Genomic DNA, 20,915 nt, shown 5'->3' with positions numbered 1-20,915 from the left:
CGACGGCGACGCGAGCGTCGGGCGGTCGGCGCGCGACGTCGTCGGGCCGGTGGAAAACTCGGCCCATGCGATTCCGGACGACGATCCTCCAGAGCGGCAAGACGGCCACCGGCCTCCCCGTGCCCGACGACGTGGTCACCGCGCTCGGCGCGGGCAAGCGCGTCCCGGTGCGCGTCACGCTCGGCGGGCACACCTACCGCAGCTCGGTCGCGCCGTACCAGGGACGGTTCATGATCGCGCTCAGCGCGGAGAACAGGGAGGCCGCCGGGGTGTCGGGCGGCGACGAGGTGGACGTCGAGATCGAGGTCGACGACGCACCGCGCGAGGTCACGGTGCCCGACGACCTCGCGGCAGCGCTCACGGCCGAGGCGCGTGCGGCGTTCGACGAGTTGTCGTTCAGCCGTCGGCGCGCGCTGGTCGAGCCGATCGAGGCCGCGAAGACCCCCGAGACCCGGCAGCGGCGGATCGACAAGGCCGTCGCGGACCTGGCTCCCGGCGGGTAGGTCCCACGCCGGAGATCCTCGGCAGGACGACGGTCGGCCCCGGTCCCCGGGGGCAGCACGCCCTACTCCGAGCCCGCAGGCCCTCCCAGCAGCGCGAACGCGCTCTCCGCGGTGTCGACCAGCACCATCGGGTCCGCGAGCACGGCCGGGTCCGTGGCGGCGAGCTGCACGGTCACGACGTACGTGTCGCCCTCGGCGTCCTCCGCGAGCCACGAGCCCGCCAGGACGCCCGGCGCGCTGCCGCCCTTGAACGCGACGTAGGGCCAGGCCGTCGTGTCGACCTCGATGCCGGGGTTGACCGAGAGCACCTCACGGACCACGGGGTCCTGCTCGCCGCGGTCGTGCAACCAGACGTGCGCGGCGCACAGGTCCGACGACGTCGCGAACCAGTCGACGTCGTCCTGCCACACGGGCGTGGTCACTCCCGCGGGGTCGACGTCGAGGGGCCCGCCGGGCAGCGCGTCGAGCATCGCGCGCCGTTCCGCGGTGCCGGCCGCGGCCCACCCGGTGGCCTGCGACGGCGAGCCCCACGCGATCGCGAACGCGTCGCGGGTCGTCAGGAACGGGGTGTTCAGGGACGGGTCGGCGTGCCCCAGCTCGGCCTGCGCGCGTTCGACGGCGTCACGCCCCACGGCCTGGACCAGCAGGTCGGTCGCGGTGTTGTCGCTGATCGAGATCATGAGCCCGGCCGCCTCGCGCACCGTGACCACGGTGCCCGTGGGCGCGTCCTGGAGCTGGCCAGAGGGCAGCGACCGCACGTCGTCGGTCACGGTCAGCTCGTCGTCCCAGGTCAGCGTCCCGGCCTCGACGGCCTGCGACACCGCGCCCAGCACGTAGAGCTTGAAGATCGAGCCGAGCGGCAGCACCTCGTCCGGTTCCGTGCCGCCGGGGGCCTCCTCGACCGCCTGGCACGTCCCGTTGTCCAGGACCTGGGCCACGAGCAGCGAGCTCTGCGCGTCCACGGCGTCGAGGCGTTCGCCCAGCTCGTCCCAGCTCGCCGCGGGCTCGCGGTGCGGGTCGTCGCCCGGGCCGAAGAACAGGGTCTCGATGCGGCTGTCCGCATCGACCCCGATCTGCATCGTGAAGTACTGACCGCTCGCCCCGACGATCGTCAGCGCGGACTGCTTCTCGTCCGCGTCGACCACGTCGACCGAGACCGGCACCCACTCCCGGTCCGCGCGGAGCTGGTCAAGGACGGGCACGAGCTGCGCGGCGGGAACCTGGTCCAGGAACGACCGGGCGAACCGCCGGTCCAGCGTCGCGGCGTCGGGCGAAGCGTCCGCGTTGAGCACCTCGAGCACCCAGCCGGCCGCCTTGCCCACCGTGCCGCCGGGCAGCGCGACCGCGGTCGGGGCCGCGCTCGGCGTGGGCGGCACCTCGGAGCCGTTCCCGGACGACGAGCACCCGGTCAGTGCGAGCCCCACGACGAGGAGGCCTCCGACGAGGGGTGAGCGACGGCGTCGGGCAGCAGAGAGGGAGGGCATCGAGACACCCTACGGAACGACCCTCGCGCGGCGGGTGCGGACCCGCCGGTGCCGCCCGACCCCGGTCTCAGGACGCGCGGGCCGCGAGCCGCGTCACGACGCGCTTGGCCTCGCGCCCCGCGAAACGGCGGGCGAACACGCTCGCGGCCGCAGCGGCCGCGGCGAACGTGACAGCGCTGATGATGCCGACCTCGGGGTCGTCCAGGTCCTTGGGGGCGTCGTGCCCCGTCGCCTTGGCCCACGCGAAGCTCACGACCTTCTGCGCGACCCAGCCCGCGGCCAGCGTCAGGGCGACGGTCGCGACCTTCTCGGTGAGGGTCTGCTCGTTCTCGGCCATGTGGACCTCCTGGTGAGGGTGCGGCGGGCGGGGCGCGCCGCGCGTCGTGCACGTGCCCGACGGCGGAGCTCAGGTCCCACCGTAGCCGTCGCCCCGGGCGGGGCGCGCCTCGGGCGAGACCACACGCCGGACCCCTGCCCGCGCCGTCGGGCCGCGGTGTAAAGTCGCAGGTGAACGACAGGGGAGCGCCGACCGCCCGGAGACAACGGGCAACAGGCGCTGAGAGTGCGGACCACCGCAGACCCTCGAACCTGATCCGGTTAGCACCGGTGGAGGAAGTCGGGCTTCTCCAGCCTCGCTCACGGACCTTCCGTGCGCGAGGTCCCCCTCCTGTGACGTCCAAGGAGGACACGTGAACACCATCAGTACCCGCCGCGGCCCCGCTCACAAGATCGGCCTCGGTCTCGTCGGCGGGCTCAGCGCGCTGGCTCTCACGGCCTGTGCCGGGTCGACCGACACAGGCGCGGGCGACACCTCGAGCGCGGAGGCGAGCACCGTCACGCTCGTCACGCACGACTCCTTCAACGTGAGCGAGGACGTCCTCGCCGCGTTCGAGAAGGAGTCCGGGCTGACCGTCAAGCAGGTCGCTCCCGGCGACGGCGGAGCGCTCGTCAACCAGCTGATCCTGACCAAGGACGCGCCGCTCGGCGACGTCGTGTTCGGCATCGACAACTCGTTCGCGACCCGCGCGATCGACGAGGGCGTGCTCGAGCCCTACACGCCCGCGGGCCTCGCCGACTCGGCGGCCCAGTACGCCGTCGGGGACGGCGAGCTCACCCCCGTGGACCTCGGCGACGTCTGCGTCAACGTCGACCACGCCTGGTTCACGGCAGCGGGCATCCCCGAGCCCGTGACCCTCGACGACCTGACCGAGCCCGAGTACAAGGACCTGCTCGTCGTGACCAACCCCGCGACGTCGTCGCCCGGGCTGTCGTTCCTGCTCGCGACCGTCGGCGCCTACGGCGAGGACGGCTGGGAGGGCTACTGGAGCAAGCTCGAGGACAACGGCGTCAAGGTCGCTGACGGATGGTCCGACGCCTACTACGTCGACTTCTCCGGCTCCGAGGGCAAGGGCCCGCGCCCCCTCGTGCTGTCCTACTCGACGTCGCCCGCGTTCACGGTCACCGAGGACGGCACCGAGACCACGACGGGTGCGCTGCTCGACACCTGCTTCCGCCAGGTCGAGTACACGGGCGTGCTGGCCGGGGCCAAGAACCCCGAGGGCGCCAAGAAGCTCGTCGACTTCCTCGTGAGCGACGCGTTCCAGGCCGACATCGCCGACAACATGTACATGTACCCGGCGGACGCGGACACCGAGCTGCCCGAGGGCTGGGCCGAGTTCGCGCCCCTGTCCCCGTCGCCCTTCGAGGTCGCGCCGGCCGACATCACCGCCCACCGCGACGAGTGGATCAAGGCGTGGACGTCGACGGTGATCGGCTGAGCACGTTGCCCGTGAGCCGCGGCGTGCCCGCGGCGGTGCAGCGCGGCGGGCGGGTCCTCCTGTGGGGGCTCGCCGCCGGGCTGCCGCTGCTGTTCCTCGGGGTGTTCTTCGCGTGGCCCGTCGTGACGCTGATCGCGCGCGGGTTCGTCAGCAACGGCTCCCTCGACCTCTCCGGCTTCGCCGAGGTGTTCTCCGAGCCGCGGACCTGGCGGATCATCGGGCTGACGCTGTGGCAGGGCGTGCTCGGGACCGTGATCTCGGTGCTGCTCGGCGTGCCCGGCGCGTACGTGCTGTACCGGTGCCGGTTCCGGGGGCGCACGTTCCTGCGCGCGTTCGTGACCGTGCCGTTCGTGCTGCCGACCGTCGTGGTCGGGGTGGCCTTCCGCTCCCTGCTGGTCGAGGGCGGGCTGCTCGGGTTCCTGCGGCTCGAGGGGACGTTCGGGGCGATCGTCCTGGCCCTCGTGTTCTTCAACTACTCGGTCGTGGTGCGGACCGTCGGCGGGCTCTGGGAGCACCTCGACCCGCGCGCCGAGGAAGCGGCTCGCGCCCTGGGCGCCTCGCCCTGGCGTGCGTTCCGGTCCGTGACGCTGCCGTCGCTGGCCCCGGCCATCGCGTCGGCCGCGTCGATCGTGTTCCTGTTCTGCGCCACGGCGTTCGGGGTCGTGCTCGTCCTGGGCGGGGTCCAGTACGGGACCATCGAGACCGAGATCTGGATCCAGACCACGCAGTTCCTCGACCTGCGCGCGGCCGCGGTGCTCTCGGTCGTGCAGCTCGTCGTGGTCGTGGTCGCGCTGAGCGTCGCCAACCGGACCCGCACCCGCCGCGAGCGCGCGCTCCACCTGTCCGCGGCGACGTCCGCCGCCCGGCCGCTGCGCCTGCGGGCCGACGCGGCCCCGCTCGCGGTGACCGCCGTCGTCGTGCTGGGCCTGATCGCCCTGCCGCTCGTCAACCTCCTCGTGCGCTCGTTCCAGACCCCCGACGGCTGGAGCCTCGCGAACTACGCGAACCTCGGCACGACCGGCGGCCGCAACGCCCTGAGCGTGACCGTGTGGGAGGCCACGGCCAACTCGCTCCGGACCGCCGCGATCGCGACCCTGCTCGCGGTCGTGATCGGCGGGCTCGTCGCGCTCGTCGTCTCGCGGCGTCCGCGGTCGCGCACGGGGCGGCGGGCGATCAGCGCGCTCGACTCGGTCTTCATGCTCCCGCTCGGCGTCTCGGCGGTGACGGTCGGGTTCGGGTTCCTCATCACGCTCGACAAGCCGCTCGGCATCGACGTGGACCTGCGGACCTCGGGGCTGCTCGTGCCCATCGCGCAGGCGGTCGTCGCGATCCCGCTCGTGGTCAGGACCGTGCTGCCCGTGCTGCGCGCGATCGACCCGCGCCTGCGCGAGGCCGCCGCGACGCTCGGGGCGTCGCCCGCCCGCGTGTTCGCCGCGGTCGACGGGCCCATCGCGGCCCGGTCGCTGGGCCTCGCGATCGGGTTCGCGTTCGCGGTGTCGCTCGGCGAGTTCGGGGCGACGTCGTTCCTGGCCCGGCCCGACGCGGCCACGCTCCCCGTGGTCATCTTCCGGCTCATCGGGCGGCCCGGGGCGGAGAACTACGGCATGGCACTGGCCGCGAGCGTCGTGCTCGCGGTCCTCACGGCAACGGTGATGATGGTGGCGGAGCGCCTGCGCGGCGACCGCTCGGCAGGAGAGTTCTGATGGACGGAGCCACGGTGGTGGATCGGAGCGAAGGCCTCGACGGCTCGGCTGTGCCGCGCGTGCCGCACGAGCCGCGCGACCCGACCAGGAGCCCGGCGGGCCGAGGGCTCACGGTGCGCGACGTCGTCGTGCACTACCCCGACCCGGCCTCCTCGAAAGGCCCCGGGACGACGGCCGTGCGCGGAGTGAGCCTCGACCTCGCGCCGGGCGAGGTGCTCGCGCTGCTGGGACCGAGCGGCTGCGGCAAGTCGAGCCTCCTGCGTGCCGTCGCGGGGCTCGAGCCCGTCGCAGGCGGGAGCATCGCGTGGGACGGGCGCGACCTCGCGGGCGTGCCCGTGCACCGGCGCGGGTTCGGGCTCATGTTCCAGGAGGGGCAGCTCTTCCCGCACCGGGACGTCGCGGGCAACGTCGCGTTCGGGCTCCAGATGGCGGGCGTCAAGCGGTCCGCGGCGGCGGGCAGGGTGGCCGAGCTGCTCGACGTCGTCGGGCTCGCCGGGTACGCGCAGCGGCCCGTCGCGACCCTGAGCGGTGGCGAGCGGCAGCGCGTCGCGCTCGCTCGCGCGCTGGCGCCCGAGCCGCAGCTCCTGCTGCTCGACGAGCCGTTGTCCGCTCTCGACCGGGGGCTGCGCGACCGGCTCGCGGCGGACCTGCGCGCGGCCCTCGTCGCGACCGGGACCACCGCCCTGTTCGTGACGCACGACCACGACGAAGCCTTCACCGTGGCCGACCGCGTGGCCGTCATGGACGCCGGCCGGTTGCTCCAGGTCGCGGCGCCCGAGGACCTGTGGCGTGCGCCCGCGTCGCGCCGGGTCGCGGAGTTCCTGGGGTACCAGGCGTTCGTCGCACAGGGGGCTTCGGGCGGTGCCGGAGCCGGTGGCGAGCTGCTCGCGATCGGCCCGACGGGGCTCGTGCTCGTGCCTGCCCACCGCACCGCGGACACGCTGTCAGGAGGTGGCCCGGGCGTGGCCGGGGACCGTTCCGACGGAGTGGTGGCCTGGACCGCGAGCGGCACCGTCGTCCGCAGCGCCTTCCGACGCGGTCGCACCGAGGTCACGGTCGAGGTGGACCTGGGGTCGGGCCCGCAGCGCGTGGTCGCGCTCGGCACGCCGTCGGCGGGCTCCGTGCCCGGCGGCGCCGCGCACCACCCGTTCGCCCCCGCACCGGGGGAGCGGGTCCGGGTCGCGCTCGACCTTGCAGGCTGTGCGGTGGTACCGGCGGACTCGTGATCCGCCGGTCGCCGGTGCCGCCGACCATGCGGTTGTCGTCGGCCGAGCATGCGGTGGGCGTCCGATCTCGCGTCGCCTCGAACGACAACCGCATGCTCGGCACGAGGACCGGCAGAAGCACCACCCACCCTGCGACCGCCCGTCCCCGGCGTTAGCGTCGAAGCATGAGCGACGCCACGATCGACCACGTGACCGACCGTACCGAGGAGCACGACGGCAAGGCCGCGAAGATCCTGTACCGGCCGTTCGGGCTGATCAGCTCGATCATCGGCGGACTGGTCGCGGGCCAGGTCTTCAAGCAGGTCTACAAGCGCGTGTCTCCGGGCCACCGCAAGGACGCGCCCACACCGCTGCAGTCGGAGTACCCGTTGCGCGAGATCCTGGTCGCCGCCCTGATCCAGGGCGCGGTGTTCTCCGGGGTCAAGGCCCTGATCGACCGCGGCGGGGCGCGAGCCTTCCAGAAGTGGACGGGGGAGTGGCCGGGGGACTGAGCCGGGTGATCCCGACCCGTCAGACGCCTCCGGCGTCCCGCACCAGCACGGCGAGCTGCGTCCGGTTCTCCAGGCCCAGCTTGTCCAGGACGCTCGACACGTGCGCCTTGACGGTCGGGACGCTGAGGTAGAGCTCGCGCCCGACCTCGGCGTTGCTCGCACCGCGCCCGACGGCGAGCGCGACGTCGCGCTCTCTGCCGGTCAGCAGGTCGAGCGACGCCTGCGCCCGTGCCCGCGCCTCACCGACCGAGGCGGCCGAGGCCATGAGGCGTCGCGCGACGTCGGGCGACAGCACGGGCTCGCCGGCAGCGGCAGCGAGGACCGCAGCCGCGATCCGGGCCGGGGGCATGTCCTTGAGGAGGTACCCGACCGCGCCGGCGCGGAGCGCGCCGAGCACCTCGTCCTCGGTGTCGAACGTCGTGAGCACGACGACGGCGGGCGGGTCGGTCCGTGCGCGCACCCTGGCGGTCGCGGTGATCCCGTCGACCCGAGGCATCCGCAGGTCCATGAGGACCACGTCGAGGGGGTGGGCGTCGAGGAGGCCGGGGACCTCCGCACCGTAGGCGGCCTCGCCGACGACCTCGATGCCCAGCGTGCCGTGCAGCATCATGCGCAGGCCGGACCGCACCAGGGCGTCGTCGTCGACGATCGCGATCCGCACGGGTCGGGTCATGAGTCCCACGGTAGCGACACCGTGAGCCGGAACCCGGCACCCTCCGGGGCCGGCCCGGCGCGCACCTCGCCGCGCAGCAGCCCGGCTCGTTCGCGGAGCCCCACGAGCCCGGTCCCCGTGCCCTGGAGCGTGGGGACGTGCCCGGGCGAGGGGCCGTCGTCGGACACGTCGACCCGGACCTCTCCCGGAGCGACCACGACCGTGACGCGGACCGCACTGCCGGGAGCGTGCCGCCGGGCGTTGGTCAGCCCTTCCTGCACGGCGCGGAAGGTCGCGGCCTGCACGGTGGCCGGAACCCTGCCGAGGTCGCCGTCCAGCTCCCAGTCGACCTCGACACCGGCGAGCCGGGACTCGTCGACGAGCCGTGCCACGTCGGCCGGGCCGGGCGGCGGGCGCAGCGCGTCGGGCTCGGCGCGCAGCACGCCCACCACGTCCCGCAGGTCCTCGAGCGCGGCGCTCACGCCCTCCCGGACCAGGCCTGCGGCGCGGGCGACCTCCTCGGGCGGGGAGTCGGGCCGGAACTCGAGCGCTCCCGCGACGGTCGCGAGCAGCGACAGCCGGTGGGCGAGCGTGTCGTGCATCTCCCGGGCGATCCGCGTGCGCTCGGCCGTGCGGGCCTCCCGCACGCGCAGCTCCTGCTCGCGCTCGGCCCGCAGCGCCCGCTCGCGCAGGTCCGCGACGACCTGGGCCCTGGCCTGCGCGAACGCCCCCCAGCCGACGAGGGCGGCGTGCACCGCGGCGTCGCACAGCAGCCACCACCCGAGCGGGAGGCCCGTGGGGCGCCACAGCGCCTGGACGGCGTGCCCCGCGAAGCCTGCCGCGGCGACGAGCACCGCGACGCGCAGGGGCCGACGACGGGCCACCTCGAGCGTCGCGACCGTGGATGCGGGCGTCGCCGCGGGGGACAGTGCTGCGAGCGCCGCCAGGACGAGGGCCGGCACCACGGGGTCGCTGAGCGCCGCCGCGCCGTCCCTGGGGACCGGTCCTGTGCGGCGCGGTGACCACCACAGGAAAGGGCTGAGGGCCACGGCGACCAGACCGACGACGACGTCCAGCACGACGCGCGGCCCGGGCTCGTCCGGCAGGGCACCCCACAGCATCAGGGCGGTGAGGGCGCCGACCGCGAGCACGGCCCCGGTCAGCACGGTCCGCGAAGGGGTCCGCGGCGGTGAGCACGGATCGTTCGGGTGGATGTTCATGCCGCCACCGTAGGAACCGGCGCGATGCCACCACCACCGACTTTCGGAGGGGGGAGCGGGCCGTCGGTCGTGGTGGGCGAAGACGTCCGCAGGGTCCGGCGCCGAGGTCCGCGGGCCACGGTGGGGACGTCGGCCGAGGGGCCGGCGACCGGCCCGAGCACCGCTCGGTCGGCTGACCGAGGGAGGCGTCATGGGCACGGACGATGCGGGCAGGACCGAAGCAGGCACGAAGGACGCGGGCGCGGACGGGCTCGACCCGGCCGCGGGGCGAGGGGCCGTGCGCCCCGAGACGAGGACGAGGAGGGTGCCCGGGTGGAGCGTGCCGTTGCTCGCCGCTGCGGCAGGGCTGCTCGTGTGGGGCGCCGGGACGGCGCTCGGGGTCGAGGCCGTCGTGCGGGGCGGGGCCGGTGACACGGTGGTCGGACCGGTCGCCGTGATCGTCACCGCGCTGCTCGTCGGTCTCGCGGGTTGGGGTGTCCGGTCGCTCCTTCGCCGGCTCGGCTCGCCGCGGGCCGGAAGGACCCCAGGTGAGCGGACCTGGCTGGTGACCTGCGCCGTCGTGCTCCTGGTGTCCCTGCTCGGTCCGCTGGGTGCGGCGAGCACGTCCGCTACCGTGCTCCTGGCCGCGCTCCACCTCACGGTCGGGGCCGTGGTCGCGACGGGCCTGCGGCGCTGAGCCCACGTGGCCTGCGGCGCTGAGTCCCCATGGCCTGCGGCGCTGAGCCACGCGGCCCGACGGCGGCACGCACCCCGCGCGCAACGCGCCGGGGTGCGTGCCACGGTGGGAGGCAGGGACCGATGAGTTCGGCAGCGTCGCCCGGTCTCACCAGACGTACCCGCAGACCCTGAAGGGACCTCATCATGGCAAAACTCGTCTCCACGCTGTTCAGCTCGCTCGACGGCGTCGTCGAGATCGACCCGACGTGGCACTTCCCGTACTTCGACGAGCACATGGGCGCCGCGGTCGACGAGGACTACACGGGCGTCGACGCCCTGCTGCTGGGGCGCGTCACGTACGACAGCTTCGCGGGTGCCTGGCCCGGTCGCGAGGAGGCGGGCGAGGAGGATGCGGTGTTCGCCAAGCGGCTCGGCGACCTGCGCAAGCTCGTCGCGACCCGGGGCGACGCGGACCTCGGGTGGCGCAACGTCGAGAAGGTCGACGGCGACCTGGTCGAGGCCGTGACCACGCTCAAGGAGACCCCGGGCATCGCCAAGGTCCTGGTCGCGGGGTCGATCTCGGTGGTCCGTCAGCTCCTCGCGGCCGGGCTCGTGGACGAGCTGAGCCTCCTGGTCCACCCGGTCGCAGCGCGCAAGGGGGAGCGGCTCTTCGACGAGGGGGACACGATCTACCCCTTGCGGCTGCTGCGCTCCGAGGTCTTCCCCACGGGCGTGGTCCACCTGGTCTACGGGCCGGCCGAGCTGCCCGGGAGCGAGGGGTACGACGAGGCCAAGGAGCACGTGCCGGGCGAGGCCTGAGCCTGCTGGAGAGGTGCCGAGCACGAGGTTGCGGTCGTTCTGGGCGTCAGAACGACCGCAACCTCGTGCTCGGCACCAGCAGTCCGAGCGTCAGCTCCGCTGCTCGAGGTACCACCCGATGAGCGCCTGCGTCGACGGGTCCTGCGCGGCCAGCGCGGCGGCGTCGCCCGTGACCGCCGGGGCGATCTCGTTCGCGAGCTTCTTGCCGAGCTCGACGCCCCACTGGTCGAACGAGTCGATGCCCCACACGACGCCCTGGACGAACGTGATGTGCTCGTAGAGCGCGATGAGCTGGCCCAGCACCGAGGGCGTGAGCGCGGGCGCGAGGATCGACGTCGTGGGGCGGTTGCCCGAGAACACGCGGGCGCTCACGAGGTCCTCCGCGGTGCCCTCGGCCCGGACCTCGTCGGCGGTCTTGCCGAACGCGAGCGCCTTGGTCTGCGCGAAGAAGTTCGCGAGGAACAGCGAGTGCACGTCGACGGGCTCGTGACCGGCCGCGGTGTCGACGAGGGGGTGCGCGGGGTTGGCCACAGCGATGAAGTCGGCGGGGACCAGACGCGTGCCCTGGTGGATGAGCTGGTAGAACGCGTGCTGCCCGTTGGTGCCCGGCTCGCCCCAGAAGACCTCGCCGGTCTCGGTCGTGACCGGCGACCCGTCCCAGCGCACGGACTTGCCGTTGGACTCCATGGTCAACTGCTGCAGGTACGCCGGGAAGCGGTGCAGGTACTGCGCGTAGGGGAGCACGGCGTGCGTGTGGGCCCCGAGGAAGTTGACGTTCCACACGTTGAGCAGGCCCATGAGCGCGGGCACGTTCTGCTCGATCGGGGTGGTGCGGAAGTGCTCGTCGATCGCGTGGAAGCCCGCGAGGAACTCCTCGAAGCGTGCTGGGCCGATCGCGATCGCGAGCGACGTCCCGATCGCCGAGTCGACCGAGTAGCGGCCACCGACCCAGTCCCAGAACCCGAACGCGTTGGCGGGGTCGATCCCGAACGCGGCGACCTTGTCGAGGGCCGTGGAGACCGCGACGAAGTGCTTGCCGACAGCGGCGGTCCGGGCCTCGTCCGAGTCCTCGAGGGCGCCGACGGCCGCGAGCTCGGTCCAGAGCCAGTCGCGCGCGAGGCGTGCGTTGGTCAGGGTCTCGAGCGTGCCGAACGTCTTGGACGCGACGATGAACAGCGTGGTGCGCGGGTCGAGGCCCGCGGTCTTCTCGGCGACGTCGGTCGGGTCGATGTTGGACACGAACCGGACGTCGAGGTCCTCGGCCTTGTAGGGCAGGAGTGCTTCGTAGGCCATGACGGGGCCCAGGTCCGAGCCGCCGATGCCGATGTTCACGACCGTGCGCACGCGCTCGCCCGTGACGCCGGTCCACTCGCCCGAGCGGACCTTCTCCGCGAACGCGTAGACCTTGGCGAGCTCGGTGTGCACGTCGGCGTCGACGTCCTGGCCGTCGACCGTGAGCTCCGGCGAGGCTCCGGACGGTCGCCGCAGCGCGGTGTGGAGCACGGCGCGGTCCTCGGTCACGTTGATGTGGTCGCCGCGGAACATGGCGTCGCGCCGTCCGACGAGGTCGACGTCCTGTGCGAGGCGCACGAGGAGCGCGATCGTCTCGTCGGTCACGAGGTTCTTCGACAGGTCGACGTGGAGGTCGGCGGCGTCGAACGTGAGGCGCGCGGCGCGGCCCGGGTCCTGGGCGAACCATGCGCGCAGGTCCGGGTTCAGTGCGGCCTGGTGGGCCGTGAGGTCGGCCCAGGAGGGAGTGGTGGTGGCGTCGATCGGCGGTGTGCTCGCAGTGCTCACGATGGTCTCGCTGCTCCCTGGTCGGTGGGGGTCTTCGGGGGTCGCCCGGGTCTTGGCCGGACCCGACAACCGTAGGCCGCGACCTGCGGGGTTGTCCTGATGGCTCACGGTGCGAGCGGTTGTGAGGTGCGGTGCCGGACAGTCGGGCGCGCCCGACGGCGGATCGTCCGCCGGGTGCGCCCGTCGCCGCGCGCGGGCGGCAGGGTCTGCGACGGCCGCAGGATCGTCAGTCGAGGCGCTTCTGCCAGACGGCCGCGACCCCGACGGGCTCGAAGCCGAGCGCGACGTTGATCGCGAGCATGTGCTCGTTCTCCTGGGCGTTCCACGTGTTGATCCGGCGTTCGCCGGGTCGTCGATCCTCGTAGGCGCGCAGGTTGGCGACCTTGACGAGCATCCCGAGCCGGTGGCCGCGGTGCTCGCGCAGCACGAGCGTGTCCTCCTGGAACGCGAAGGGCACGTCGGGGACGGGCATCTGCAGCACCGAGAAGGCCGCGAGCGTGCCCGTGGGTGCGTGCTCGGCGACCGTGATCAGCACGTGCTGGTGCCGTCCGGCGAGGTCGCGCAGGTGGCTGCGGACGCGTGCGGCGTCCCAGCGGCTCTCCGCGACGTCGAGGCCCGCGTTGGGGATGTCGGTGCTCATGCGCGTCCACAGGACCGCGACCTGGTCCTCCCACGCTGTGGGCACCTCGTCCCACCAGGTGTGCAGCCGGTAGTCGTCCCCGGCCACCTCCAAGGATTGCTCGCCGAGCGCGTCGAGCAGGGCCGGGTCGACCGGGAGCCGGAGGACCGAGGCGCGCTCGACCTGCTCGAGCGTGAAACCTCGTCCGAGCGCGAAGCGGGCCGGCCGGGACGCGGCGGGCACCCGCCCCGCGCCCGTGGGCGGGTCGAGGGCGTCGGGACCGGGGGCGGGCTCGGGAGAGTGGTTGCTGAAGGCGATGACCGTGGTCCGGTCCGCGGCGCGCGCGATCTCCTCGACCCGGTCCAGGAGCACGTCGCCGATGCCCTGGCCCTCGAGCCCGGGGCGCACCATGAGCGTGACGTACGCGAGGTGCGTGTTGCTCACGGTCGCGAGGTTGACGATCGCGGCACCGCCCACGGCTGTGACTGCCTGTCGCACGAGGATCTGTACCCCTGACAAATGGCTACAACCGGGTTCGTGTGACAGGTGAGTTCACGTGATGTCGGTACGGCCCACCGACCGCAGGCTCCGAGGCCGGTGGCGTCGCGGCGGCACTCCCCCAGCGGCGCGCGTCGGCCCGCGGCGGTGCGAGACCTCCGCGGGTGGGTGGTCAGCGGCTGGCGGGCCGCCCGGCCGCTTCCGTGGGGATGTCGGCGGCCGGTTGGTGGTCGGTGACCGAGTGCCAGGGTGCACGGTCGGTCCAGGAGTAGCCCGTCTGGACGCTCACCGTCTTGGCGTTCGCGCGCACGACCCGGCGCCAGGTGTCGCCGATCTTCACCGCGTCGCCCTTGGCGACGTTGTGCCGGCCGTAGTCACCGCCCGCGCGGGGCCTCGGGGCGCAACCCGCGGTCCGGCCCGACGACGGGGCTCGTTGCCCGGGTGAAGCGACGAAGGAGCGCCGGGCGGCGAGTTTCGACGGCGGGGCGGCGACGAAGTCGAGCGGGTTGAGCCACGGGGTGCGCGGGCGATGATGGAGAGCCAGGAGGGGAAGAAAACCCCGCGCGCAGCGCGGTGACAGCGGCCGCGCAGCGGCCACGAGCACCCGCGACGAAGTCGCGGGCACGGCATGCAGGGGCTCTTTTGAACTTCCCCCTCGCTACCGATAGTTGATCGGGTAGACGTTCCCTGCGTCTACTAGTACGGTCTGTCGCACTGGCTGACCAGTCCAGTGTGGGGGCGTTTTGCTGGTCCCTCACTCCTCAATGAAGAGAGAGTGTGAAGCATGCGAAGGAAGAACTTCCGCGCGTCCGTTGCGGCGCTCGGCCTGGGCGCCGTCCTTGCAGCAGGCGTGGGTATTGCCCCGACGTTCGCTGCACCGGACGTCGTCCCACTGGCGGGATGTCAGCTCCTGGCCAACGTCCCGACCTACTCCGGCGGGTCGGCATACGCGAAGGGCGGGCGCGGCGACGCGTGTGCCGGGACCGTGTCGTGGGTTGAGGTCAAGCTCATGCACGTCCAGGCCGGGCCGCTGCCCGACACCAACATGAAGACCGTGAAGCGTACGAACGTCGGGAACGCGACGTGGTCGGCGTCGAACCCGTCGTCCTCCGGAGCTGTGTACCGCACGCTGGTTCGCTCCTCGACTGGTGCGTCCTCGCAGTCTTCGACCTCGTACGCTCCGTGACCGGAGTCGTCGTCCGGTGCATTGACGTGCATCATGCCTATGGTCGCCGTCAGGCCCTTCGGGGTCTGACGGCGGCCATGGGCCCCGGGCTCGTCGGTTTGCTGGGGCCGAATGGTGCCGGGAAGTCGACCCTGATGGGGTTGCTCTCCACCCTCTCGGAGCTTCAGTCGGGAACGATCCACGTCGGGGATGCTGATCTCTCGGATGCGGAGAAGGTGCGGCGTCACGTCGGGTACCTTCCACAGAGTTTCACGGTGCCCGCGTTGGAGCGGGTGCATGCGGTCGTGGAATATGCGGCGTGGGCTCGCGGTGTCGACAGCGCACAGTGCGCACAGGTCGCGGCCGAGGCGATGGCGGCGACCGGGATCGAGGAGCGCGCCCGCGAGCGGGTTCGCTCCCTCTCGGGCGGGTATCGCCAGCGGTTGGGTATCGCGTGCGCGATCGTGGGTGACCCGTCGCTGGTTCTCCTCGACGAGCCGACCGTCGGGATCGACCCGGTACAGCGTGTGCAGATCCGGCAGCTCCTGGGGCAGGTCGCAGAGCGAGCCACCGTGCTTCTCGCCACCCACCTGCTGGAGGACCTCGACCTGCCCGACGCCCGTGTCGTGGTGATCAACGAGGGCCAGGCACTCTTCCAGGGCAGCATCACGGAACTGAGCCTGCTGGGAGCCGGGGTGGTGGAACCGGGCCAACGACCTCTCGAGGCCGGGTACGTGACGGCACTTCGGGGGCAGTCTTGAGCGCGCCCGTCCGAGCGCGCTCGCCTCTGCGCCCTCCGCGGTCTGTTCGCGCGGGGAAGCGATCGCCACTTCGCCGTCTGCTGTGGCCGCTCTCACCGACCCACCTCCTGGTCGTGGTCGCAGTCGGTGCCGCGGGGTGGGCGTATGTCGCTGTCAATGTCTTGGACTGGGCGCCAGCAAGCTGGCTGCGCCTGGACAGGAACATCCGGGACGCGTCATGGGTCCCGGCGTTGGTCGCGGCGTTGTGCGCCGGCTACTTCGGACGCTGGGTGTCCCCGTCTTCGGCGATGTTCAGCCCTGCCGCCGGCCGCGGTCTAGAAAGGCTCACCGGTGCCTTGATCCGTTCACTCGCCCTCGTCATCGGCGCAGTGAGCCTGGGCTCGGTCGCGATACTCGCCTTGATCGTCGCTGCCCGAGGCGCTGACGGTATCGGGGCGGTTCTCAGCACCGTCTCCCACGTGGCCGGGGTGATCGCCGCGGTCCCGCTGGGATTCGTTCTCGCTCGAGTCTCACCGGCACGAACCTGGCCACTGGTCACGCTGGCGGGCACGGCACTGGTGCTCTTCCTTCCCCTCCTGGTCACAGACACCCTCATGGTCGACACGGGACGCTCTCTCCTGTCGGTCTCGCTCTCCTGGGGGATCGCAGCCCCCGATACCGGCTGGACCGTTCCAGCGACCATCGCACTGCTGCGTATGGGGTACTTCGCGCTGCTGGCACTCGCGTGCGCGCTGCTGGCGGGCGCTGTGGTGCGCCGCGGCTCGACGCGGGACAAGGTCCGTGCGCTCGCACCTGCCGCCATGCCGGTCGGGCTGCTCGCAGTGATCGCGCTCGGCTCGCCGAACCTGCACCTCGTGACGCCCACACCCGTCGAGATGGTCTGTGGCGAGCCGACCGAGAAGACGAGGGTCTGCGTCGCCGACGACGACCACGCCCTGCTTCCAGACATCAGCAGGACGGTCGAGACGCTGGCATCCGTCGCGCCGCCGACGAGTCCCGTGCTCGTCTCCTCCCCCACCGGCTCTGCCGGAAGCGACCCCTCGACGATCCTCCTTCCGGAGATCGCGAACGCCACCACCCGCTCAGGCTTCGACCGGCAGGTCGCACGCGAGACATCCCTTGCACTTCTCTCCCCGGGCGATTGCGACGCGCTCGAGGACGCCGATGTCCCGGCTGAGTACTGGCGTGGGGTGCTGTCGAAGATGCTCACGACCGTAGAAGTCCCGCCCGAGCAGACCGGGATCGTCGAGGACTCCGGCGCCCCGGTCTACGGCAACGGCTACGACCGCCTCGCACCCCTCAGCACGCCGGACTTCGCAGACTGGTTGACCCAACACCTGGACCAGGTGCGTGACTGCTCCCTGACGGAGGACCAGCTACCGTGACGACGTCCTACTGGTCGGGCAGGCAACCCACCGTCCTCCTTGCCGCGGCGGCGCTCTACGCCGTGATCTCGATCGGCCTCTGGCGCCACCAGTTCGTCACCGAGCCAGTTGCCGGCGGGGTGCTGCGCGCGTTCCCCGCGATGGAACTAGCGGCGATCCTCTGTGCACCGGTCGCCGCCCATGGCCTCACCTCGCGCATGCCCGCTCTCGACCTCACCTCACCGCGACCGCTGCGGCGGCGCGCCATCGCTGCCGCAACATCCCTCATGGGCGCCTTCGCGGCGGTGCCCCTGCTGATCCTGGCCGCAGTCAACCTGGTTCCCGAACTCCTGCCACCTGGGACTTTCGCGGACGTGAGCACCGAGGACCGACCACTGGACGCGATCTACACACCCACGATGGCGCTCAGCATCGCAATGGGGGTCGCGCTCCTGTGCGCCCTCGCGCTGCTGGCCGTCGGACTCGTCGGCTCGGTCGCCGGCCCCGTCCTCTACCTCGCACTTGCGGGCGCGATCGTGATGGCACAAGGGACCACCTCCGGAAGCGTGATCGCACTGAGCGGAGCAGGAGATCCGCCCTACGAGATCCACCTCTGGGGCGCCCTCCTCGCCGCAGCCGCCTGCAGCACCGCCACTCTCGTGTGGTCCCGAACCCGGGCAGCAGCAGCACCGCTCTCGGCCCGACTACGACACTCCCGTTGGCTCAGTACGGGCATCCCATCAAGCGCGCCGACCAGGGCCTCCGCAAACAACTAGAAGCGCACGCTAGTGAAGTTGACATTCGAACGATTTGTTGAGCGAGAACGCAGGTGACGCCAAGGGGCGCCGGGGCCGTGCCGTCGGTGAGCGGGACGTCGCCGCCGGAGGAGGTGTCGGTTGCCGACCCCGGGGCCGCTCCCGGCGCCCCCGCAGGGAGCGCGACGACCAGGACCTTGCGCTGGTACTCCTGCTGCTGGAGCGCCCCGTGGATCACGGGCAGGGGCGCCCACCAGTCGGTCCAGCCCCAGGTCGCGAGCTGCACGTCGTGCTCGATCTCGCTGTAGGCCTGGTACGCCCAGATGTCGGGGTGCTCGAGCGTGGGCGGGACGGGAGGGGCGTCGACCGCACGCCAGGTCGTGCCTGCGGGGGCCGTGGGCCCGGGGGAGGTCTCGGTGCTCGTCATGCGCTCCACTCTCGCGCCCGGGGGCCCGCTCGGGCCAGACAATAACGACACATCGCTCTCTGTCGGGCGGACGGGCGAGCGGCTGGAGTCAGCACGCCGCGCCGCAGCAGCACGCCGCGCCGGCTCCGCTCACCGCCTCACGCGAGCCGCAGCTGCCACTCCGCGTCGACGCTCGCGACCTCGAACCCGAGCGCCTCGTTGATCGCGAGCATGTGCCGGTTCTCCTGCGCGTTCCAGGTGTGGATGCGCCGCGACGAGGGCCGCACGCGCGCGAGCTCGTCGAGCACCGCGATCTTGACGAGCGTCCCGAGCCGGTGACCGCGGTGCTCGCGCAGCACCAGGGTGTCCTCCTGCATGACGACCTGGGGACGGTCGTGCGGGTAGGAGACCATCGAGAACCCGGCGAGCCGTCCGGACGCGACGTGCTCGGCCACCGCGATGAGGTACCCCTGCCCGCGGTCGGCGAACGACCGGGAAGCCGCGCGCACGCGGTCGGCGTCCCAGGGGTCCTCCTCGAGGTCGAGCCCTCCCGAGGGTGCGTCGGTGCTCATGCGGGTCTCGAGCACGGCGAAGTCCTCGATCCACTCCTCGGGGACGTCGTCCTGCCAGAGGTGCACGCGGTAGTCGTCGCCGGCCGCGGCACGGGCGGCCTCGCGCAACCGGTCCACGTCGGCCTGGCGTGGGGGCAGCGAGATCGCCGAGTGCCGCACGACCTGCTCGAGCGCGAACCCGCGCGAGAGCGCGAAGCGGGTGCCGGGGTCGTCGAGCGGGACGCGTCCGCTCCCGGTCGGGGACTCGAGCGCACCGGGGCCGGGGGGAGGCTCGGGGGCGTGCGACGAGTCCGACAGGATCACGGTGCGTCCGGCCTCGCGCGCGATGCGCAGACCCTCCTCCCAGAGCGCGGTGCCCGCGCCCTGGCCGCGGTGCGCCGGATCGACCCCGACGTACACGATCGCGACGTGCGTGTTCCCCTTCTGGGGCAGGCCCACCATGCCCCGCCCGACGACGTCGCTCGCCAGCGGGGTACCGTCCGGTCCTCCTGCTCCGGAGTCACGCACCGCGACCAGCCGGATGCTCTGCTTGTACTCCTGCTGGGCCGTCATGGTGACGAGCGCCGTCGCGGCGTCGAGCGCGAGGTCGGTGTGCCCGTAGATCTCCCGGTCGACGGCGTCGCCCGCGAGGACCGTCCCGTGCACGCCCCACGCCTCGGGGGGCGTCGAGCGAGTCCGGGACGGGCACGCGCAGGACGCGCCACGCCGTCGGGCCGGAGAACTGGTGCTCCGCGGGTGCCGCGGCCTGCGACGGGCCGCTCACACGCCCACCCGCTTCTGCCAGCCCGCGTAGCCGCCGGCGGGCGTGAAGCCCAGGTCGATGTTGATCGAGAGCATGTGGTCGTTCTCCTCGGCGTTCCAGGTGTGGATGCGTGCGGTCCCGGGTCGGCGCAGGGCGAGCTCGTCGAGGTTCGCGACCTTGACGAGCATCCCGAGCCGGTGCCCGCGGTGCTCGCGCAGGACCAGGGTGTCCTCCTGGAACGCGAACGCCGGGCGGTCCTCGGGGTAGGCGAGGACCGAGAACGCGGCGAGCGTGCCCGACGGGACGTGCTCGACGACCGTCATGAGCAGGCCGTGCCCCTTGCCGAGCAGCTCGTCGACCCAGACGCCCACGCGCTGCGCGTCCCACGGGTCCTCGCGGAAGTCGATGTCGCCCAGCGGGGCGTCGGTGCTCATGCGCGTGAACAGCGTCCCGACCTGTGCGCGCCACGCCTGGGGGACGTCGTCCTCCCACACGTGCGTGCGGTAGTCGGGCCCGGCGGCCTGGACGGCCCGCGTGCGCAGGCCGTCCAGCAGGGTGGGGTCGACCGGCAGCGCCAGGATCGAGTGGCGCTCGACCTGCTCGAGCGCGTAGCCCTTGCGTGCGACGAAGCGCGGCCCTGGGGCGTCGGCAGGGACGCGCCCGGCGCCCGTGCGCGCCTCGAGGGCGCCTGGTCCGGGCGGCGGCTCGGCGCCGTGCTGGGTGTCCGTGAAGAGGACGGTCCGGCCCGCGTCGACGAGGATCCTCTCGCCCGTCTCCCACAGGGCCGTCCCCAGCCCCTGCCGACGGGCTGCCGGCCGGACCTGCACGGACAGCTCGCCCAGGTGGGTGTTGCTGCTGGTCGGCAGGGCGAGTGCCAGGTGGCCGAGCACGTCCTGCGGTCGCGGTGTCTCGGGTGCGTCCGCGCGGACGGCGACGAAGCGCTGCTTGGTCGTGTACTGCTGGCTGTCCATCCCGGCAAGGATGTCGCGTGCCTCGTCGGCGAGGTCGTCGTAGCCGTGGATCTCTGTCGTGACCTCGGCCTCGACCTGGGCGATGCCCTGGTACGCCCAGGCGTCGGGGGAGTCGAGGCTCGGGGGGTGCGGTGCCTCGAGGACCCGCCAGGTCGTCGTCGACTCGGTCGGTGGGCTCATGGTCCCAGCGTGCTCCGCGGAGAGGGAGCGGTCCATGGTTTTTCTGGGTGCGCCCGCGTCGTCGGACGCCGGAAGGCCCGGCCCTCCGAGGGGGCCGGGCCTTCCGGGATGCTGCGGGGAGCCGTCAGGTGCCCGACGGCGGAGCGAGCGTCACGCCTTCGACCTGCGGCCCGAGATCAGACCCCAGATGAGCAGCACGACGAGCGAGCCGATGAAGGCCCAGAACCACGTCGAGAAGGACCAGAACTCCTGGTTGGGGTCGGACCCGAAAGCCCTGCCGATGAATCCACCGACGAACGCCCCGACGACGCCGACGACAAGCGTCACGACCCAGCCTCCACTTGCCCTACCAGGCATGATGGCGCGAGCGATGGCTCCCATGATGAGGCCGATGACGATCCAGGACAGAATCCACATAGCCACTCCGTTCTCCGGGCGACGACCCGGGCGGTGCGAGTGCGGCCGGTGGGCGTCGGTTCCTCTTCACGGTGGCACGGTTGCGCGGGGTTCGCACGCCCAAAGACGACATTCGCCGCAGAGGCGCTCTGCGCC

The 20,915-nt window shown here is 72.6% G+C and carries 22 protein-coding genes and 1 riboswitch; of the genes, 10 read left to right on the top strand and 12 right to left on the bottom strand.

Translation table 11 applies throughout. From position 1 onward, the window contains the following. Positions 1 to 65: 65 nt before the first annotated feature. Entirely contained in the window at positions 66 to 503 is a 438-nt protein-coding gene (locus ACFWGN_RS00655; protein WP_377615233.1) for a YdeI/OmpD-associated family protein, read from the top strand. Between the two features lie 62 nt (positions 504 to 565). On the opposite strand, the gene ACFWGN_RS00650 is transcribed toward ACFWGN_RS00655, so the two are convergent. Next, complete coding sequence (locus ACFWGN_RS00650; RefSeq protein WP_377615232.1) at positions 566 to 1,987, bottom strand: serine hydrolase; 1,422 nt, start codon at positions 1,985 to 1,987, stop codon at positions 566 to 568. Positions 1,988 to 2,054: 67 nt separating this feature from the next. Further along, positions 2,055 to 2,324 (bottom strand): DUF4235 domain-containing protein, encoded by a 270-nt coding sequence (locus ACFWGN_RS00645; RefSeq protein ID WP_191802764.1) that lies wholly within the window; start codon positions 2,322 to 2,324, stop codon positions 2,055 to 2,057. Between the two features lie 169 nt (positions 2,325 to 2,493). Beyond that, positions 2,494 to 2,619, top strand: a riboswitch (TPP riboswitch). Between the two features lie 57 nt (positions 2,620 to 2,676). On the opposite strand from ACFWGN_RS00645, the gene ACFWGN_RS00640 reads away from it, so the two are divergent. The 4 genes from ACFWGN_RS00640 (at position 2,677) to ACFWGN_RS00625 (ending at position 7,185) form a co-directional block, all read left to right on the top strand. Continuing rightward, complete coding sequence (locus ACFWGN_RS00640; RefSeq protein WP_377615231.1) at positions 2,677 to 3,765, top strand: thiamine ABC transporter substrate binding subunit; 1,089 nt, start codon at positions 2,677 to 2,679, stop codon at positions 3,763 to 3,765. A gap of 11 nt (positions 3,766 to 3,776) precedes the next feature. Then, positions 3,777 to 5,468, top strand: a complete 1,692-nt coding sequence (locus ACFWGN_RS00635; protein ID WP_377615449.1) for an ABC transporter permease — start codon at positions 3,777 to 3,779, stop codon at positions 5,466 to 5,468. Then, the gene (locus ACFWGN_RS00630) at positions 5,468 to 6,694 is read left to right on the top strand and encodes an ABC transporter ATP-binding protein (protein WP_377615230.1); all 1,227 of its coding nucleotides are present in this window, start codon (positions 5,468 to 5,470) and stop codon (positions 6,692 to 6,694) included. Before ACFWGN_RS00635 ends, ACFWGN_RS00630 begins: the two co-directional genes overlap by 1 nt. 164 nt (positions 6,695 to 6,858) lie before the next feature. Beyond that, positions 6,859 to 7,185 carry a DUF4235 domain-containing protein gene (locus ACFWGN_RS00625; RefSeq protein WP_377615229.1) on the top strand — a complete coding sequence of 109 codons (327 nt, stop codon included), beginning with the start codon at positions 6,859 to 6,861 and terminating at the stop codon, positions 7,183 to 7,185. 19 nt (positions 7,186 to 7,204) lie between these two features. Here ACFWGN_RS00625 and ACFWGN_RS00620 read toward each other — a convergent pair whose 3' ends face one another. Next, positions 7,205 to 7,858, bottom strand: coding sequence for a response regulator (locus tag ACFWGN_RS00620; RefSeq protein WP_377615228.1), 654 nt, complete (start codon positions 7,856 to 7,858; stop codon positions 7,205 to 7,207). Further along, complete coding sequence (locus ACFWGN_RS00615; protein WP_377615227.1) at positions 7,855 to 9,057, bottom strand: sensor histidine kinase; 1,203 nt, start codon at positions 9,055 to 9,057, stop codon at positions 7,855 to 7,857. The genes ACFWGN_RS00620 and ACFWGN_RS00615 overlap by 4 nt, the downstream gene beginning before the upstream one ends. A gap of 190 nt (positions 9,058 to 9,247) precedes the next feature. Between ACFWGN_RS00615 and ACFWGN_RS00610 the strand changes: the two genes are divergently transcribed. Continuing rightward, complete coding sequence (locus tag ACFWGN_RS00610; protein WP_377615226.1) at positions 9,248 to 9,733, top strand: DUF6069 family protein; 486 nt, start codon at positions 9,248 to 9,250, stop codon at positions 9,731 to 9,733. Positions 9,734 to 9,918: 185 nt separating this feature from the next. Then, positions 9,919 to 10,533 carry a dihydrofolate reductase family protein gene (locus tag ACFWGN_RS00605; RefSeq protein WP_377615225.1) on the top strand — a complete coding sequence of 205 codons (615 nt, stop codon included), beginning with the start codon at positions 9,919 to 9,921 and terminating at the stop codon, positions 10,531 to 10,533. Between the two features lie 90 nt (positions 10,534 to 10,623). Here the strand turns inward: ACFWGN_RS00605 and pgi are convergent, their stop codons facing one another. The 4 genes from pgi to ACFWGN_RS00585 all read right to left on the bottom strand — a co-directional run bounded on the left by pgi (position 10,624) and on the right by ACFWGN_RS00585 (position 14,665). Then, a complete protein-coding gene (pgi, locus tag ACFWGN_RS00600) occupies positions 10,624 to 12,330 on the bottom strand; it encodes a glucose-6-phosphate isomerase (protein ID WP_377615224.1) in 1,707 nt (568 codons plus the stop codon). Between the two features lie 226 nt (positions 12,331 to 12,556). Then, complete coding sequence (locus ACFWGN_RS00595; protein WP_377615223.1) at positions 12,557 to 13,447, bottom strand: GNAT family N-acetyltransferase; 891 nt, start codon at positions 13,445 to 13,447, stop codon at positions 12,557 to 12,559. Positions 13,448 to 13,619: 172 nt separating this feature from the next. After that, positions 13,620 to 13,787 carry a hypothetical protein gene (locus ACFWGN_RS00590; RefSeq protein WP_377615222.1) on the bottom strand — a complete coding sequence of 56 codons (168 nt, stop codon included), beginning with the start codon at positions 13,785 to 13,787 and terminating at the stop codon, positions 13,620 to 13,622. Between the two features lie 587 nt (positions 13,788 to 14,374). Further along, the gene (locus ACFWGN_RS00585) at positions 14,375 to 14,665 is read right to left on the bottom strand and encodes a hypothetical protein (RefSeq protein WP_377615221.1); all 291 of its coding nucleotides are present in this window, start codon (positions 14,663 to 14,665) and stop codon (positions 14,375 to 14,377) included. A 45-nt stretch (positions 14,666 to 14,710) separates the two neighbouring features. Between ACFWGN_RS00585 and ACFWGN_RS00580 the strand changes: the two genes are divergently transcribed. The 3 genes from ACFWGN_RS00580 to ACFWGN_RS00570 all read left to right on the top strand — a co-directional run bounded on the left by ACFWGN_RS00580 (position 14,711) and on the right by ACFWGN_RS00570 (position 17,513). Beyond that, positions 14,711 to 15,373, top strand: coding sequence for an ATP-binding cassette domain-containing protein (locus tag ACFWGN_RS00580; RefSeq protein ID WP_377615220.1), 663 nt, complete (start codon positions 14,711 to 14,713; stop codon positions 15,371 to 15,373). 113 nt (positions 15,374 to 15,486) lie between these two features. Continuing rightward, entirely contained in the window at positions 15,487 to 16,758 is a 1,272-nt protein-coding gene (locus tag ACFWGN_RS00575; protein ID WP_377615219.1) for a hypothetical protein, read from the top strand. Further along, complete coding sequence (locus ACFWGN_RS00570; RefSeq protein WP_043651913.1) at positions 16,755 to 17,513, top strand: hypothetical protein; 759 nt, start codon at positions 16,755 to 16,757, stop codon at positions 17,511 to 17,513. The genes ACFWGN_RS00575 and ACFWGN_RS00570 overlap by 4 nt, the downstream gene beginning before the upstream one ends. On the opposite strand, the gene ACFWGN_RS00565 is transcribed toward ACFWGN_RS00570, so the two are convergent. The 4 genes from ACFWGN_RS00565 to ACFWGN_RS00550 form a co-directional block, all read right to left on the bottom strand. After that, positions 17,461 to 17,919, bottom strand: a complete 459-nt coding sequence (locus ACFWGN_RS00565) for a hypothetical protein (RefSeq protein ID WP_377615218.1) — start codon at positions 17,917 to 17,919, stop codon at positions 17,461 to 17,463. The two genes, ACFWGN_RS00570 and ACFWGN_RS00565, sit on opposite strands and share 53 nt — an antisense overlap. A gap of 137 nt (positions 17,920 to 18,056) precedes the next feature. Continuing rightward, the gene (locus ACFWGN_RS00560) at positions 18,057 to 19,115 is read right to left on the bottom strand and encodes a GNAT family N-acetyltransferase (RefSeq protein WP_377615216.1); all 1,059 of its coding nucleotides are present in this window, start codon (positions 19,113 to 19,115) and stop codon (positions 18,057 to 18,059) included. Between the two features lie 114 nt (positions 19,116 to 19,229). Beyond that, positions 19,230 to 20,363: a GNAT family N-acetyltransferase gene (locus ACFWGN_RS00555; protein ID WP_377615215.1), complete on the bottom strand. Its 1,134-nt coding sequence runs from the start codon at positions 20,361 to 20,363 to the stop codon at positions 19,230 to 19,232. A 150-nt stretch (positions 20,364 to 20,513) separates the two neighbouring features. Continuing rightward, on the bottom strand, positions 20,514 to 20,780 hold the full coding sequence (locus ACFWGN_RS00550) for a GlsB/YeaQ/YmgE family stress response membrane protein (protein WP_377615214.1): 267 nt from the start codon (positions 20,778 to 20,780) through the stop codon (positions 20,514 to 20,516). Positions 20,781 to 20,915: the final 135 nt, after the last annotated feature.

The sequence above is a fragment of the Oerskovia sp. NPDC060338 genome, from assembly GCF_042726295.1.
GTDB lineage: Bacteria > Actinomycetota > Actinomycetes > Actinomycetales > Cellulomonadaceae > Oerskovia > Oerskovia merdavium.
The sequence above is the reverse complement of the archived record's forward strand: the minus strand, read 5'-3'. Positions and strand labels throughout refer to the sequence as shown.